The sequence below is a fragment of the Pseudomonas sp. GP01-A4 genome (assembly GCF_058780865.1).
In genome coordinates this window covers 119707-133506 of the sequence record NZ_JBYSWF010000009.1, presented here as the reverse complement: position 1 = coordinate 133506, position 13800 = coordinate 119707, and the positions used below count along the sequence as shown (strand labels likewise).

Below are 13800 nucleotides of genomic sequence, written 5' to 3'. Positions count from 1 at the left end.
CGATAAGGTCGCGTTATATGTGGCTGCTCGCCATATTTTCGGGTAGGGCTGCCTTCCCCTCTAGACGTCGAGCTAAAGACCAAAACAATACGGCAGCCCTCAGGCATTAAAGCTTTCAAGTAAAAAAGAGAGCTCTTCTAAAATCGGCCCCCTCCATATACGGGACCTAGGCTGCGCCCATTTGCGTTTGCTTCATTTGGGTGTCGGGAAAGTTGAGGTGAAACCAGGTAAAATTCTGATCAGTCACTTCTACGCTCGCAGAACCCTGATGCAATCCCATAATTGACTGTACTATAGCTAGGCCCAGACCCGTACCACCTTCATTTCGTGCTCGGCTTTTGTCTACACGGTAGAACCGCTCGAACAAATGCACCTGGTGTTCCTTGGCGATTCCGCGCCCCGGGTTACCAACACTCAAGGTAGTTCCGTTAGCACCGCGTTGAACTTTCACGTAAACCGTCCGGCCTCTTGGGCAGTAGCGAATCGCGTTCGAGACAAGGTTCGAGATGGCTCGTTGAATCATTATCTGATTGCCACGCACCACGCCATTTCCTGTGAGCTGGAGTTGTATTTCGCCTTCTTCGGCCGTAATGCTGAAGAGGTCGCAGACCCGCTGAATTTCGTCGAGCAAACAGACATTTTCGAATTCTACCATTGACGCGGGGTGGCTGACCTGGGCTAGAAATAGCATGTCGGAAACCATTCGACTCATGCGGTCCAACTCTTCCGTGCACGACTCCAAGACTTCTCGGTACTCAGGAAGAGACCTTTCCCGGGTCAGCGCAACCTGAGCCTTACCCATGAGATTGGACAAAGGTGCACGCAGTTCGTGAGCAAGATCGTCCGAGAACTGCGATAGCTGCTGAACCCCATCATCTAGACGCATCAGCATGATATTGATTCCATCGCCGAGCTTCTTCAGTTCTGCCGGCATCCCCTTCGTTGGTAGGCGATGATCAAGGCTCTCGGTGGAAATTTTCGAGGCAATCCTCAAGAACTTGGTCAGAGGCAGTAGTCCTCTGCGCACAGTCCACCATCCAATGGCCAAGATCAGCAAGAGAATAAGAGGCGAGACCATCAGCGCCCAGGTTAGCAATGCATCGAGCAGGGCTTGGTTGGCTGACTGGTCCATGGTCATGAACACACTAACTTCGGTTCCATCGCCTAGATTCATTACTCGCGAAGCGCTAAGTAGCGGGCGACCCGTGGAGTCACGCCACTCGTGCTGTTTAACCTGCTCGGTTGGCTTGAACTTGTGCACTTCCAGGTTGACTGCCTTCGAACCTATTGAGAGCAGTGGAGTTTGCGTTTGTCCTGACTCAAAGATGCTGACGTACAGATTATTGTGCCCCATGACCAAGTCAACTAGCTGGTGCGCGTCTGGATTGACATCAGCGATACTAGTGATAGCGGATAGGTTGTGAGTCATACCCGCCATTTTCACTTCGAGGTCCATTCGGGAGTTTCTCTCGAGAGCTTGGCTCACCATCACATACCCAAAGGTGGCGAAAAGGAGGAGCAGCGCTGCGCTCATCAAACCGACTTTGAATCCCAGCTTCACAGCCAGACTGAACGGCCTCATGCGCGCTCCTCCAGAACGTACCCTATGCCTCGAAGTTTATGTATGAGCTTGGTCTCAAATGGATCATCGATCTTCGAGCGTAATCGCCGGATAGAGACGTCAATAACGTTATTATCGCAGTCAAAGTTCATGTCCCATATCAGCCAGATGCTCTGAGAGCGTGTAAGTGCTTTGCCAGCTCGACTAATGAGAAGGTGCAGGAGAGCAAATTTCTTGGTGTTGAGGTCTATGCGTGTAGATCCACGGAACACCCGATGGCGCACAGAGTCGAGCTCTACATCCGAAATTCTCAGCGCGTTTTTCTCAAAAAGCTCGTCGCCACGTCTTTGCAGCGAGCGCATGCGAGCAAGCAGCTCGGGAAACTCGAAGGGCTTGACGAGGTAGTCATCTGCGCCACCGTCCAAACCCTTGAGCTTGTCGTTGGTTCGTCCCCAGGCAGTCAGCATAATGACGCGGACCCGGCTGGTTTCTCTAATGACTTCCAAAAGGTCCAAGCCATTGATGTCAGGGAGGTTCACATCGAGAAGCAGAAACGAATAAATATTAGTATTGAATAAGTGAGCGGCATCAACACCATTGTTTGCTATATTTACGATGTACCCGCTTTCAGAAAGGCCCTGCTGAAGGTATTCTACGTTTTTGGTTTCGTCTTCCACAACTAGAACGCGCATAACTTATCTCAGGATGTGAGTAAAATAATAGTCCAATCGGCCGCCAGTGTGGTTATACGCTGATTGGTAGTACTGCTGTGTGCTTGGTGTTTAATTTCATTATTTATTTTCATGCGCATTACATTAACTCAATAATAACTGATCCTAGCGCGAATTGGCTAAATGCGCGTAAGCTTTGCAAATTTGTAATTTTTGCGCAATATTATTGATAGTTATGATAAATTGATTGTTTGGAATAATCGAGAATCTGTCAATGGTAAGGTTTTTAAGGCCAAAGCTGGCGGATGCCTTCAGTGCGCGTAGCAGGCGAATCTGCCTGAAGGCTCCTTTAATATTGGCCGCCGGTCAACTCGATTAGTCGTTAAATTTAGAGGTGGCAGTAATGCATATTTAAAAGCGCGTATAGTCTTGGGGAACGCATCTTAAGTCGATTTTTCTTAGGGCTTCTGCCTGCAAATACAACAATTAGCGTCATCAAAAAAACGACTAGTGTGAAGGCTTCGGAGCATTATCATGAAAGGCTGCTTGCTCCATTTGAATCGTGCAGTGATGAATTTCGAACGATTTACTCACCGCGTCAATGACTGATGCGAGAATAACATCTCGATTTAATGAATCTCGCACGACTACGTGCGACGTCAGGATATTGCGGCCACTACTTAGAGCCCAAACATGCAGATCATGGACCTCCATGACCCCATCTACTCCAAGTATCAGGGACTCTATTTCCGCAATATTGAGATTGTCGGGTACCCCTTCCATAAGTACCCCCCAAGCTTTCGCGCAACAACTGCCAAGTACGTGGAAACACCCATATACCGATTGCTACGGCGACAATCGTATCGACCCAGCTCCAACCTGTAAATCGGATGACAAGTGCCGCTATGATCACGCCCAATGAACCAAGCATGTCGCTCCAGACTTCAAGATAGGCTCCCTTGAGATTCAGACTTTCACTGCTGGCAGAGGAGAGCAGACGCATCGATATCAGGTTCACAAAAAGACCCCCAATTGCGATCCACATCATCGCACCGGTAGCAATCTCCGACGGTACTAGCAAGCGCTGATACGCCTCGTACAAAATGTAGGCAGCGACCATAAAGAGTAATAAGGCATTGAACGTTGAGGCTAGGATCTCTATGCGAGCATATCCAAAAGTCCGTTTCTGGTCCGCTGGCCGCTTGGCTATTTGGAGAGCAATCAGTGAAATTGCCAGAGCAGCAGTATCTGTGAGCATATGTGATGCATCAGACAGCAGGGCTAGGCTGCCGGTAACGCATGCTCCGATAACCTCCGCAATCATAAAAATACCAGTCAGGGCAAGCGCCATGAGTAGTTTTTTCTGGTGTCCTTCACGTAGAGCGGCACCGCCATGAGCGTGATTGGATCCCACATGCTTCTCCTTGCCTAATGTAGTGGTTGGCTTCAATCTAGATTCTCATCGCTACAAACAAAAACACAAATATGGATCCTACCTTTCAGAACGGCTAATAAAACTCATTTAAACTAATTGTAGTTTAGGATGAAAGTATGTTGTTGGTATGCGATTTTTTGCAGACCTGCGTCTCCTCTAGCCGGCGATACGGTGCTAGTCAACAGCCTACTTTGACACGGCTCAAAAAAAGAAGGTTCCGCTGGGATTGTGTCAGAATTGTAATTCTGCTGTAGCTATCTCGTTATCCGTCGTCAAAAATAATACGGCTAGCTAAAAATTTACGCTACGTAGCGGTGTCGCTAAGCACAGACACGAAATTACCTCAAACTCCTCGCAACGCTGCTGAGTAACATAATTACCTAGTTTTTTAACGCCGGCCGCGGTCAATATTTTCATCGCAAATTCTGATTCCTTAATCACTGAACTATCTCGTAAGGAAGAAACCGCGGGTTTTGAAATGATGCTCGGCGATACGGAGCTCGAGAGTGCCGTTCGATGTGAGGGGTTAGGTCGATGACACCGTTGAGATGCGGAACGGACTGAGGCTTAACCATTAACACCGATTGTCGAAAGTGGTCGTCGCTACCGACCCAAAAGGGGCGAATGGCGGTAATTTGGATGCCGCTAGACGCTGGCATCGTGTGCCGATTACCGACAGCGTAACCTTTCATTCTTGAAGAGTCGTATTTACCTGAGTCAAGCGACATGCGTGCTCACCCCAGATCGCAGCGGCTTTGCGACACGCTTGATTCATTCGCACACCTAGCCAGGTAGCAACTTGAATATTGGTTGTGGGTGAGGAGGTTATTGAAGTGAAAATCGGAGTTAGCGGCGCCGGCAATATTGGGGCTACCCTTGCCCGCAAGCTCGTCGCGTGCGGCCATGAAGTTAAGCTGGCAAATTCGAAAGGCCCCGAAAGCCTTCAAAACCTGGTCAGTGAAATCGGCGCACACGCTGTGACCAAGGAAGAGGCAGTGTCCGAGGTAGGCGTTGTGATCCTCTCGATACCCTTCCCAAAATATCCAGATCTCAAACAGACGTTAAAGAATGTCCCCGAGAAAGTCGTTGTCATTGACACGTCCAATTACTATCCGGGACGCGACGGGGCAATCATAGAAGTTGACGACGGCAAGCCCGTGAACGTTTGGGTAAGCGAGCAGTTTAGCCGCCCGGTCATTAAGGCTTGGAACGCCGTCCTTGCAGCGACTCTTGCCGACAATCGGCAACCAACTGGATCTTCGACACGCATTGGCTTACATGTAGCAGGGGATGACACTCATGCAGAGGCCGTCGCGCAGGATCTCGTTGAGGATACGGGCTTTATCGCGCTTGCCGCTGGTAGCCTTGAAGATTCGTGGCGTCAGCAACCAGGAACACCAGCCTACTGCACCGAGCTAACATTGCCGGAGCTGAAGATGGCGCTGGAGGCGGCAGACAAGGTACGGGCACCTCAAAACCGAGACGCACTTATCGCAAAATTTATGGTTCCCGGCAGTCAGTTTACATATGAGCAAATTGTTGCCACAAATCGCGCTAGGACGGCCTGACTACCGGATTAGGCGGGATTCTTTGCTAGAATTTCGCCTAATTGATCTAGTCGCTAAACTCATCTCTTTACGTAAACAGGGCACTGCAGACGCGTGCCTAACTCAGCGTCTGGATGAGGCCGCGAATTTCCTAACCTGTCCTGTATCGCGGCCTAGGCCACGTCACGTTGTTCAAGCATCCGCTCAATCTCAGCGCCAGCTAAAGCGTCGCAAGCGTGCGGCGTGGTCTACTACCGATCTCAACTATTAAGGCGTTGGCGTCAGGAAGGCGTGTTTACCGGACGCTTACCTTCAAGGAATTCCGGGCAACACAGAAACAAGAACGCCGATTTGATTGATGATGTTCGTGCGAGCAAACACATCTAACAAACCGGCGTTCTTATGTGCGATATTATACTTTTCTTCCTTTTTGGGAGGGCTTTTCTGTCGTTAACACAAAGCCTGATGGTGATGCCCTCCAGATCGATCTGACTCCCCGCGCCAAACTAGACCGTCTCGTTTTGAAATAGTGGGCTGTGCCCAGTGAGAAAGATTTGCCCCAGGTATTTGGGGCGAAGGGCAACGGCGCCATCGGCTTGTTCTGCCGTCATTTCGAGCTCCTCTACGAAGAAGTCCCAAAGCTCCTCATTCGTCGATACCTCGTTATTGGCGAGCTGATCTTCGATGTTTTCAAGGATTTGTTGGGTCAGGTTATTGAAGATTAGATTCATGTGCTGCTCCTGTTGAGTCGAGGAGCGCCCAGGAGGGAGCCTCTCATGAATGTGCCGATTGGCTTGGCGTATCGCCGGCATCGTTAGGTATTGGAGATATTCCATACCTGCAGTTTGAAGTTGTGTAAATAGCCGAGCTCCGAGAGCCGACTGCACTGTTGGCGTAGTTGCTGACGATCAACAGTTGTGTCCAGCCTGACTGTATAGCTTAGAGGCCAGATTGTGCCGAACAACTCGGCATCTGCCTCGAGGTCGTTGGTTGCGCCGGTCGGGGTCATCCCGAACGGGGCATCCTCTTTTGATACCTGTTTATTGGTGGCCGGTAGGGCGGGCGGATTATTACGCTGCACAGGCTTGGAGAGGTTGGAAGAAGACTCTTCATCCATAGGGTCAGGCTCGTTTGGCGAGAGCCTGGCGGCGTCTTCTGGTGTCAGATTGTCGACGTCGTCGAGGCTCATGCTTTCCAGCCTTGCACGGATCTCAACGATCAGGCGGCCTGCTGTGGAGTAATACGAAGGACGGATCTCCGTTATCAGAAAGTCGCCTCGGTATTTGCCTTCATCGTACTGATCGAGGAGTGCGTCTTTGATCACGAACTCACCGATAGAGGTCGAAAGCCGTCCGACGTTGAATTCGCCATTACGGCCGCTGATGGTACGGATGGCCAGTTGGCCGGGGATGTTGATCATGGGCAGCTCCACACTGCTACGAATGAAAAAAGCCCGACAGGTGTCGGGCTTTGGGCAGTGCTGTGATTGTCGAAGGATTACGGGCAAGAAGTATGAGTTTCTTCCTTGAGTGAGATGTACAGATAGAAAACGCCTGGCGGTGATTCTATACGGTCAAGTTTTAGGTCCAGCCAGACTCGATCAGTGCTATTGCCGGCAGGCAATAAACGATAGAGGCCGAAATGGATCTGTGTGCTGTCAGGTTGCAAGTGCAGTTCTCGGTAGGCCTCCAGGACAACTTCGCCCAGTCGCTCACTGACAACACTTGCATCCTGAGGGTTTTCAATATGCACCGCTTCCTGCCAGGCCCGGGGTGTTAAAACGACCGGGAGCTTGAGCAGGTCAGACGACACGAGGTTAGTGGTGCTTTGCATGTTTATCTCCAGGTGTGAGAAACCACCCGGCCCGTCCGGGAAGTGGTTTCCCGGTTAGGTATGTTTTGGTTATGTCAGGACCAGCACACGTGGCGTTGTGTCCAGAGGTTGAGGTCAAAAGCTTGTTTCGCGGCATATTCGCTGCGGTAGTATTCTTCGGACTCCCTTGATACCGGTTCAAACTCATCAGCGGTACCAATGTAATAGCCCGCAGCGCTCTTCAGTATTTGGAGGGGGTACTCGATACCGCACTCGGCGAATGCAAGTTTCCCGTATGCAAAATCCGACACAATGTATGGTTCCGGTGTTATTAGCTGCTGCTGGTCTTCTTCAGTAAAGCGTGACCAACCGCCACCATTAATGGCCGCGTTCACTCCTTCGCCCCAAGCTCGACTGAGCGCAGGAACGGTTTTGAACAGCTCGGGTACGATCGGCTGGCCGGCGCGGTACGCGTCGGCACCCAGAATATGAGCCTCGATCTCAGCCTCATATTGGGTAATCTCGTCGCCATAGATTTCCGCTTTTGCATAAGCAACGCGTATATCGAGAGATTGCGTAAATAACGTGTTCATAAAGGTGAGTCTCCAACGGACGAGAATCACCGTGCCCGGAAGGGAGGTGTTCCCTGCGGACTTTGATAATAATGAAGGCACCCGAAGGGTGCCTTTCAACAAAGTGAATCAAGATGCCGTACGCTGCTGTTTAGCGGGCGTTGGCTTGGATTGTTCCTCTGCTACTGGCTCGGATGCTTCTTCGCTTGCGAGCTGTGCTTCAGGTTCCGCTTCGCCGTCTTCAACAACTGGTTCTACTTCACGAGGCTTTGCTTCATAGACGGTTTGGCCATCCACCTTGATCCAGCCGATAAACAACAGGCGTCCCTTGAGGCTTGCTCCAGGTTGACCTTTTTTATCGCCTTTCTCGTAGGTAAATGCGTCGGTCCAGATATCACCGATGCGGAAGCTCACAAGGACCTTCTTTCCGGCTTCAACGGCTGCTTGGCTGCGACGAATCAGCTTTTCAGCTTCAGCGCCGACCACGTTGCAGTCGATATAGGAATACTCGGCATCATCCATCGAGCCGCGCAGAGCCGCAACGGTAACTGCCATGAATGGCTTACCTTTGCCGCGAGGTTTCACTTCACGGATACGGTTGAGATAACCGATACCAGTGGTGTGAAGGTCGAAGAATTTTGCTTCGTTGGATTGATTAGTGCTCATGGTGATTCTCCAGTTTCGAAATAACAGAAAGCGGAGAAACACTTCGCCCTAGGGGGAAAGTATTCCCCGCGAGGGTGGGTGGAGCTTAAGGTTGTTTAATGCATCAGCTTCATTGCAGCAATCATTACACCGACAGCTGCAGACAACATGACGCCCATGCGAATGGTGAGCTTGACTTCAAGCTGTGAAATCTCAGATTTGAACTCTGCAGCAAGAGCAGTTAAATCTGCCTTGGTAGCCAAACGTGAAAGCATGTCGGTCTCCAAAGCTTCAATAACAGCATTTGCCTTCTGTTCCGGGACGTTAATCGAAATCAACGCCTGGTAGAGAGCCAGTTCAGTTTTCATCAGACCTCCAAAAGTGAGAGGCCTGCCCTGACGGGGTAGGCCCGTCATGGGTGGGAAAGGTGCTTCCATCGACTAAGTCGACTGATCGCGCTACCGGAAGCTATGGCGATCTTGGGAGTGGATCAATGCAGAAAACCGCATCGTAGTCTTGCGGATCCAGACTACTTGGGCATGTTGCTGACGACGTCAGCGATACATGTGCAGATCATGGAAATACGATTGTCGCTTGTCAAGCCCCTACCGTGAAAACTCTGAGGAAACCTTCCCTTTGGGAAGGCTCCCTACAGAGGCGAAGGACGCAGACTTAGCAAGTTGCTGGCACCAACGAGCGTGCAGCTGGCTTCTTACGCGGTTTCCGAGCTGGCTTTTCGACCACTCGAGTGTTAGCCGCGTACCAAAGGTTCAGGTCGACACCTTTACGAGTTATTGCCGGTACATGATCCATCTCACGTACGAGACGCTCAGGTACGCAGGGCGGTGGAAGCAACGGAGCTGCTTTGGTATGGATAGCTGTGGGCGCAGCGCTGGTTTTCTTTACCGCACGCAGAAACTGTCGCGTGATGGTGCCAAGCGCGAAACCGAAGCCATAAGCAAGTTTGGACATGGTGATTCTCCTGCAGGTTGAATGCGGAGAACCCACTGACCCCGTTGGGGAAGTGATTCCCCGCGAGGTGAGTTGCATAAGGTGCTTCCATCGACGATTGTCGACCGACCGCGCTACCAGAAGCTCAGCGGTCTTGGGCGGATCTGACACGAACATCGTGTCGCAGTCTTCAAGATCCTGACTGCCTGGGCATGATGCTGACGACGTCAGCAAAGCACGTCCATATCATCGAAGGGGGGATGGTGATGTGTCAAGCGGAGAGGGATATTTCGCGGAGGGCAAAGAAGGTTCAGGTCGACAGGAGAAGCTACCGAGAGTAGCTGGGTCAACAGTCACTCTCGGATGTAGTAAGTAGCGTCTTTCAGAAAAAAATACCACCTGTGCGGGATGAAGGCGTTGTTGATCCCTGGGCTGTGATCTGAACGTCTTACTTCCAACACCTGGCCGATTATCGTGGCTGAGGCCAGCTAGCATAAGGCACGCATCCGCGCACAAAGGGAGCCCTGCGTTTCGCCGGCGGGCCACCGGCAAGGAAAAGCAGCTACCAATAGGTAGCCTGATCATCCTTTGCAAGATGATCAGGCTACCTATTGTGTGAGCTTTAAAAAGTGTGGGCCACAACACCAGTGTGGCCCTTAGACTACGGTGCTTCGAACCTCAACAGAGCCCTATGTGCCTTTGAACTCGCAATTCACGAGTTAGACGGCTGCGTGTCTGGCTTGAACAGGGAGACACAGGGAGAGCTCTGAACCAGGTCCGCACGCCCTTCCCGGAGCTATGCGTGCTTTGGGGTTGGTGATGAGGCAAGCCGCATCACCGGGCGCTACTGATGACCGCCAGTAGCCAACGGGGTGGAAACGTTGTTGTGATCATTATGTTGATAGGCCGGAGCTTATGCAACCCGGCGCCTTTCAAAGTCGGTCGACTCAGACTAATTGACTGCGACGACCGCACCTTCGGGAACAGGGGACGGAATTGCTATACCGGTCGCCCCAGTTATCTGTGAAATCAGCATTCCTGAACGCTTTAAACCAACGGTAGTTGTCTTTGTCAGGTCTACCAGCACAGAAGGCAAGCCTGACGGTGCAACCCCATCAAAATAAGTATAGGCCGTTCCTGATGAGATGTAAGAACCTACGCCCACAGGTTTCACAAACCACCCAGGTAGGTTGAGCGCAGAATCGCTCGGTACTCCGCTGAAGCCCGGGTTGGCCTGGGCATATTCGGTAGCGGCAGATCGGTACACCAGAAAGCCGCGACCCAGTGAGTCGAGGGTAGCGTAGTCGGATGTACGTTGGTCCTGATGTTGGTTCTCCATGAAAATGCTGGAGGCAATGAGCACAATCATCAAAACGAGCCATTGCATTGTCATGATATGAGCTCCATCCACAAAATGGTGGTTGTTACCACCTACGCGTCAATAACAAAACTATTTCGTGAGGATAATCAATGTTAAGCAAATTCCTACTAGGCCAAGCGCAATGACAGTCCACTTTGCGGCTCGCTTGATGCTCATTGGTTTGCGTTGTGGATTGATTAATTCCATAGTGGCGATCTTTTTTACTAAATAACGACCAGAGGCCGTTGGTTGTAACTTGTAAGTGAACTCGCCGACCTCGAATGCCTCTTTTTCTTCTAGTGCGCGACGCCATAGCACAGTTGAGCATATCCTGCTTCGGGTGCTTAGCCAGGTCTGTAATTCTCCAGCACTATACTCAACGTTATTCTCAAGCGTCTGCACTGCAATAATCCCCATAAACATACTATAAAACGTTTTTGAAATTTTATAAATGGATGCTTTATTTGAAGCAGCTCCAATAGAAAAGACCTGGCCAGGAAAGTCGAGATGTGGAGAGAAACCATCCACTTGCATTTCTGAAGATGTACCCAGTCTCACTATCCCCGATGCCAAAAGCGCCAGTTAAAGAGCATGACTTCCATGTAGTGTCGCCAAGGGAGCAGGTCACACTTCCTCTGGCAGGCGCCTGGCAGGTGCCCTGGATCAGCTGGAATTCCCACCCACCTGGTCTTTTCCATAAGCCTTGTTCGCAGGACAACGTTATTCCCGCGGCGCTTTTTGCAAGAAGGGTTCGGTCACTGCACTGTTGCCCCTCGGTAGCTATGCCTCCCAGGGACAAATATTCATTTGTCTGAATGCGATCATAGGCCGTTATCTTGCCCGTCGAGGTTATCTTTCCACCCCATAGTTCACCTCCGGTTGAAAAGTTTTTGTCGTTATAAACTTGGACCCAGTTGGGGCTATTTTGATAAATCCCGCCTCCCCATTTTTCGCTGTACCAGCCTGTGTCACCACGTGTTCTGAACCAACCACCTGTGCTGGTATCACCGGTAATGGTTGCAGTAGCGGCATTAACATTGGCTGTGGCGATAACGTTTCGAGCTGTAATGTCGGCGTTAGCTGTTATGTTGCCTGACGCTGTGATACTTCCTGCGTTGTTAATATTGTGGTTGCCCATCGTGATATCAGTATTCATCGTGTTGAATTCTGGATGATTGGGCACTGCGTTTCGATATAGATAGTCATTAGCCAACGCTCCATCCATAAGAAAAAGTGCGCTAGCTGTATGTCCTGGGCCAGGAGCTATAGCATAGTTACTTAGTGCTACCTGCCATCCACCCCGCACGCCCTGGACGATGTTCGGATTGGCAGAAGAGATGAACCCACCAGGTCCTCCGAGATTTTCAGCGATGGTTCGAATACCCATTTCAGGAATCGTCTGCCCACCTGTAGTAACCACAATCACTTCCAGTTGATTGGCGTTGGGTTTCCGGGCGAGGCCGACAATGGTCTGCCCAAAGGCGTTAGTGGGGCTATAACCTGCAGGAAGGTAGTTGGTGTTGACGAGCATCGGAACGGTTATTTGCACCGGTACGGTTGCTGCCGCGTTGGCCAGCACCACGCTGTAGTTATCCTTCAGATATTTGGCCAATGCCTCTGAAATGGTTCTCTGTTGATCAGCCGCAATTCGATAGTCCTGAGAATCCATCTGCTTGATTTGCCATGCGATCGCCAAAGTGACGACAACGGAGAAAACGGCCAATCCGATCGCCATGTCCAAGCTCAAGAACCCCCGCTGCTTGATCCTACTGGTCATTCCAGAGACTCCTTGATGATTGGTGAGCGATGTCGTGATCGAGCATCGTGATCTTTCCTGCATGGACTTTCTCTCGGATGCCCGGTCCGTCATCGCCTGTGAAAAGCAGGCTCTGCAGGGTTAATCGACGACTTCCTTCGTTGCCACTTGATAAGGACTGGTGAAGAACAGCCACCAACCCCTTGGAGAGCAGCTCTCGGGCGTTATTGAGTAACGGCTGAGCCAGGGCTGATATACGTTCAATGCCTTGAGTAACGCTGCCGGCATGACCTGTGCTGATAATGAGATGGCCATTGATCGAGGCTTGAATTACTTGTGCTGCTGTCGAGCTGTCGCGAATTTCTCCCACGAACAGGAAATCGGCTCTTGTGCGCAGCGCTAGGATCAAAGCTTCCTCGTATCCCCTCATCCGGCGAGAGACCGGAACTTGAATGCAGCGCCCACTCCCATGCCTGCCATTCAAAAATGGTTCTGGAGGATCCTCTACAGCCACACAAATGCCTCCCCAGGCCTCGAGACGTGCTTTCACCAGTGATGCAGCACTTGAGGTTTTCCCTGTGCCCATTTCCCCACAAATAAATATCAGGCCGCGTACCGTGTCGCTCATCAGCGCGTCCTGCAGATAGTCGGGCAGACCCAGCATGTCCAATGGACGGATCTGGACTGAGGATTTGCTTACGACAAACACAGGCTTGCCATTCAAATCCAGCAACTGGGTTACACGAAGGACGACGCCATCTTCAATTAGGGCGAACTCTGGATCCTGGGTTGCCTTGTGCTTTTCCTCGCACTGCGCCCGTAAGCGCTCAAGGTCTGCCCGCCATTCGGCGGGCGCTTCAACCCTTCGTGCCTGCCCAGGGAGACCTTTGGCGTCGGCAAATCCATCGCCGAGGTACAGGTCGACGAATTCAGCATCAGAGATCACGCTCACACTGAGTTCCTTAGTACGAAGTCCAAGCGATGGTATTGGCGTCCGAGGAGCAGCTGGTCGCAGCTGCCACCGCAGTGATTTCGCCGGCAATTGCAGTGCCGCCATTGATCGCCGTCGTTGTCTGTTTGTCCTTGGCCATGTTCGAGGCAAGGGTGATGCAGGCATTTTTCGGAAGGTTGGATTCTGTGATGGTGAAGGTCATGCCGTTGCTCATTACGGTCACTGCGCCGTTCCAGCGGTTGGACAGGGCATTACCGTTGATGCTCATGCCGCCAGTTGCCTCGAGGTTGATCAAAGAAGGCGCCAAGTTGGTGCCTGCCGTGGCGTAGCCCGTGGTGCTTTTCAGTCGTTTGGTATTGCTCAGCAACGTGCCGAGATTGCTCTGTTCAATGGTGACGTCCGAGCTGCCGAACGTTCTGTAGCCCATGAACACGATGAAACCAAGTGCCACCGCGATCAGCATCAACCAGAACATCCCGTCCAGGGAGAGAAATCCGCGTTGGTTGTTTTGAGTGTTTGTTGGCATTTCCAGTACCTC

At 51.3% G+C, this 13800-nt stretch carries 14 protein-coding genes and 1 pseudogene; 1 reads left to right on the top strand and 14 read right to left on the bottom strand.

Annotation, left to right across the window (positions count from 1 at the left end; all coding sequences use genetic code 11):
- Positions 1–166: 166 nt before the first annotated feature.
- The 3 genes and pseudogenes from AC3WKX_RS08720 to AC3WKX_RS08710 all read right to left on the bottom strand — a co-directional run bounded on the left by AC3WKX_RS08720 (position 167) and on the right by AC3WKX_RS08710 (position 3646).
- Positions 167–1582 carry a heavy metal sensor histidine kinase gene (locus AC3WKX_RS08720; RefSeq protein WP_019818107.1) on the bottom strand — a complete coding sequence of 472 codons (1416 nt, stop codon included), beginning with the start codon at positions 1580–1582 and terminating at the stop codon, positions 167–169.
- Positions 1579–2253 carry a heavy metal response regulator transcription factor gene (locus AC3WKX_RS08715; RefSeq protein ID WP_019818106.1) on the bottom strand — a complete coding sequence of 225 codons (675 nt, stop codon included), beginning with the start codon at positions 2251–2253 and terminating at the stop codon, positions 1579–1581. The genes AC3WKX_RS08720 and AC3WKX_RS08715 overlap by 4 nt, the downstream gene beginning before the upstream one ends.
- Before the next feature lie 486 nt (positions 2254–2739).
- A pseudogene (locus tag AC3WKX_RS08710) lies at positions 2740–3646 on the bottom strand (cation diffusion facilitator family transporter).
- A gap of 848 nt (positions 3647–4494) precedes the next feature.
- On the opposite strand from AC3WKX_RS08710, the gene AC3WKX_RS08705 reads away from it, so the two are divergent.
- Complete coding sequence (locus tag AC3WKX_RS08705) at positions 4495–5235, top strand: NADPH-dependent F420 reductase (RefSeq protein WP_310650297.1); 741 nt, start codon at positions 4495–4497, stop codon at positions 5233–5235.
- Between the two features lie 485 nt (positions 5236–5720).
- Here the strand turns inward: AC3WKX_RS08705 and AC3WKX_RS08700 are convergent, their stop codons facing one another.
- The 11 genes from AC3WKX_RS08700 to AC3WKX_RS08650 form a co-directional block, all read right to left on the bottom strand.
- Positions 5721–5945, bottom strand: coding sequence for a hypothetical protein (locus tag AC3WKX_RS08700; RefSeq protein ID WP_019818103.1), 225 nt, complete (start codon positions 5943–5945; stop codon positions 5721–5723).
- Between the two features lie 83 nt (positions 5946–6028).
- Positions 6029–6634 carry a DUF3275 family protein gene (locus AC3WKX_RS08695; protein ID WP_019818102.1) on the bottom strand — a complete coding sequence of 202 codons (606 nt, stop codon included), beginning with the start codon at positions 6632–6634 and terminating at the stop codon, positions 6029–6031.
- A 77-nt stretch (positions 6635–6711) separates the two neighbouring features.
- Complete coding sequence (locus AC3WKX_RS08690) at positions 6712–7047, bottom strand: hypothetical protein (protein WP_019818101.1); 336 nt, start codon at positions 7045–7047, stop codon at positions 6712–6714.
- Positions 7048–7121: 74 nt separating this feature from the next.
- The gene (locus AC3WKX_RS08685; RefSeq protein WP_019818100.1) at positions 7122–7619 is read right to left on the bottom strand and encodes a hypothetical protein; all 498 of its coding nucleotides are present in this window, start codon (positions 7617–7619) and stop codon (positions 7122–7124) included.
- Between the two features lie 108 nt (positions 7620–7727).
- The gene (locus tag AC3WKX_RS08680; RefSeq protein WP_019818099.1) at positions 7728–8264 is read right to left on the bottom strand and encodes an STY4534 family ICE replication protein; all 537 of its coding nucleotides are present in this window, start codon (positions 8262–8264) and stop codon (positions 7728–7730) included.
- 95 nt (positions 8265–8359) lie between these two features.
- Complete coding sequence (locus AC3WKX_RS08675) at positions 8360–8611, bottom strand: hypothetical protein (protein ID WP_008437363.1); 252 nt, start codon at positions 8609–8611, stop codon at positions 8360–8362.
- Between the two features lie 1535 nt (positions 8612–10146).
- The gene (gene pilM / locus AC3WKX_RS08670) at positions 10147–10587 is read right to left on the bottom strand and encodes a type IV pilus biogenesis protein PilM (protein WP_019818097.1); all 441 of its coding nucleotides are present in this window, start codon (positions 10585–10587) and stop codon (positions 10147–10149) included.
- A 57-nt stretch (positions 10588–10644) separates the two neighbouring features.
- Positions 10645–11082, bottom strand: a complete 438-nt coding sequence (locus AC3WKX_RS08665) for a hypothetical protein (protein ID WP_124356003.1) — start codon at positions 11080–11082, stop codon at positions 10645–10647.
- The gene (gene pilV, locus AC3WKX_RS08660) at positions 11015–12331 is read right to left on the bottom strand and encodes a shufflon system plasmid conjugative transfer pilus tip adhesin PilV (protein WP_019818096.1); all 1317 of its coding nucleotides are present in this window, start codon (positions 12329–12331) and stop codon (positions 11015–11017) included. Before pilV ends, AC3WKX_RS08665 begins: the two co-directional genes overlap by 68 nt.
- Positions 12321–13262, bottom strand: a complete 942-nt coding sequence (locus tag AC3WKX_RS08655; protein WP_102605718.1) for an ATPase, T2SS/T4P/T4SS family — start codon at positions 13260–13262, stop codon at positions 12321–12323. Before AC3WKX_RS08655 ends, pilV begins: the two co-directional genes overlap by 11 nt.
- 10 nt (positions 13263–13272) lie before the next feature.
- Positions 13273–13788: a type 4 pilus major pilin gene (locus AC3WKX_RS08650; protein WP_019818095.1), complete on the bottom strand. Its 516-nt coding sequence runs from the start codon at positions 13786–13788 to the stop codon at positions 13273–13275.
- Between the last annotated feature and the right edge of the window lie 12 nt (positions 13789–13800).

What these genes read in the sequence shown, in the direction of transcription:
- pilV (WP_019818096.1), bottom strand. Translation starts at nt 12,331, where the DNA reads ATGACCAGTAGGATCAAGCAGCGGGGGTTCTTGAGCTTGGACATGGCG.
- AC3WKX_RS08650 (WP_019818095.1), bottom strand. Translation starts at nt 13,788, where the DNA reads ATGCCAACAAACACTCAAAACAACCAACGCGGATTTCTCTCCCTGGAC.
- AC3WKX_RS08695 (WP_019818102.1), bottom strand. Translation starts at nt 6,634, where the DNA reads ATGATCAACATCCCCGGCCAACTGGCCATCCGTACCATCAGCGGCCGT.
- AC3WKX_RS08685 (WP_019818100.1), bottom strand. Translation starts at nt 7,619, where the DNA reads ATGAACACGTTATTTACGCAATCTCTCGATATACGCGTTGCTTATGCA.
- pilM (WP_019818097.1), bottom strand. Translation starts at nt 10,587, where the DNA reads ATGACAATGCAATGGCTCGTTTTGATGATTGTGCTCATTGCCTCCAGC.
- AC3WKX_RS08680 (WP_019818099.1), bottom strand. Translation starts at nt 8,264, where the DNA reads ATGAGCACTAATCAATCCAACGAAGCAAAATTCTTCGACCTTCACACC.
- AC3WKX_RS08700 (WP_019818103.1), bottom strand. Translation starts at nt 5,945, where the DNA reads ATGAATCTAATCTTCAATAACCTGACCCAACAAATCCTTGAAAACATC.
- AC3WKX_RS08690 (WP_019818101.1), bottom strand. Translation starts at nt 7,047, where the DNA reads ATGCAAAGCACCACTAACCTCGTGTCGTCTGACCTGCTCAAGCTCCCG.
- AC3WKX_RS08675 (WP_008437363.1), bottom strand. Translation starts at nt 8,611, where the DNA reads ATGAAAACTGAACTGGCTCTCTACCAGGCGTTGATTTCGATTAACGTC.
- AC3WKX_RS08715 (WP_019818106.1), bottom strand. Translation starts at nt 2,253, where the DNA reads ATGCGCGTTCTAGTTGTGGAAGACGAAACCAAAAACGTAGAATACCTT.
- AC3WKX_RS08720 (WP_019818107.1), bottom strand. Translation starts at nt 1,582, where the DNA reads ATGAGGCCGTTCAGTCTGGCTGTGAAGCTGGGATTCAAAGTCGGTTTG.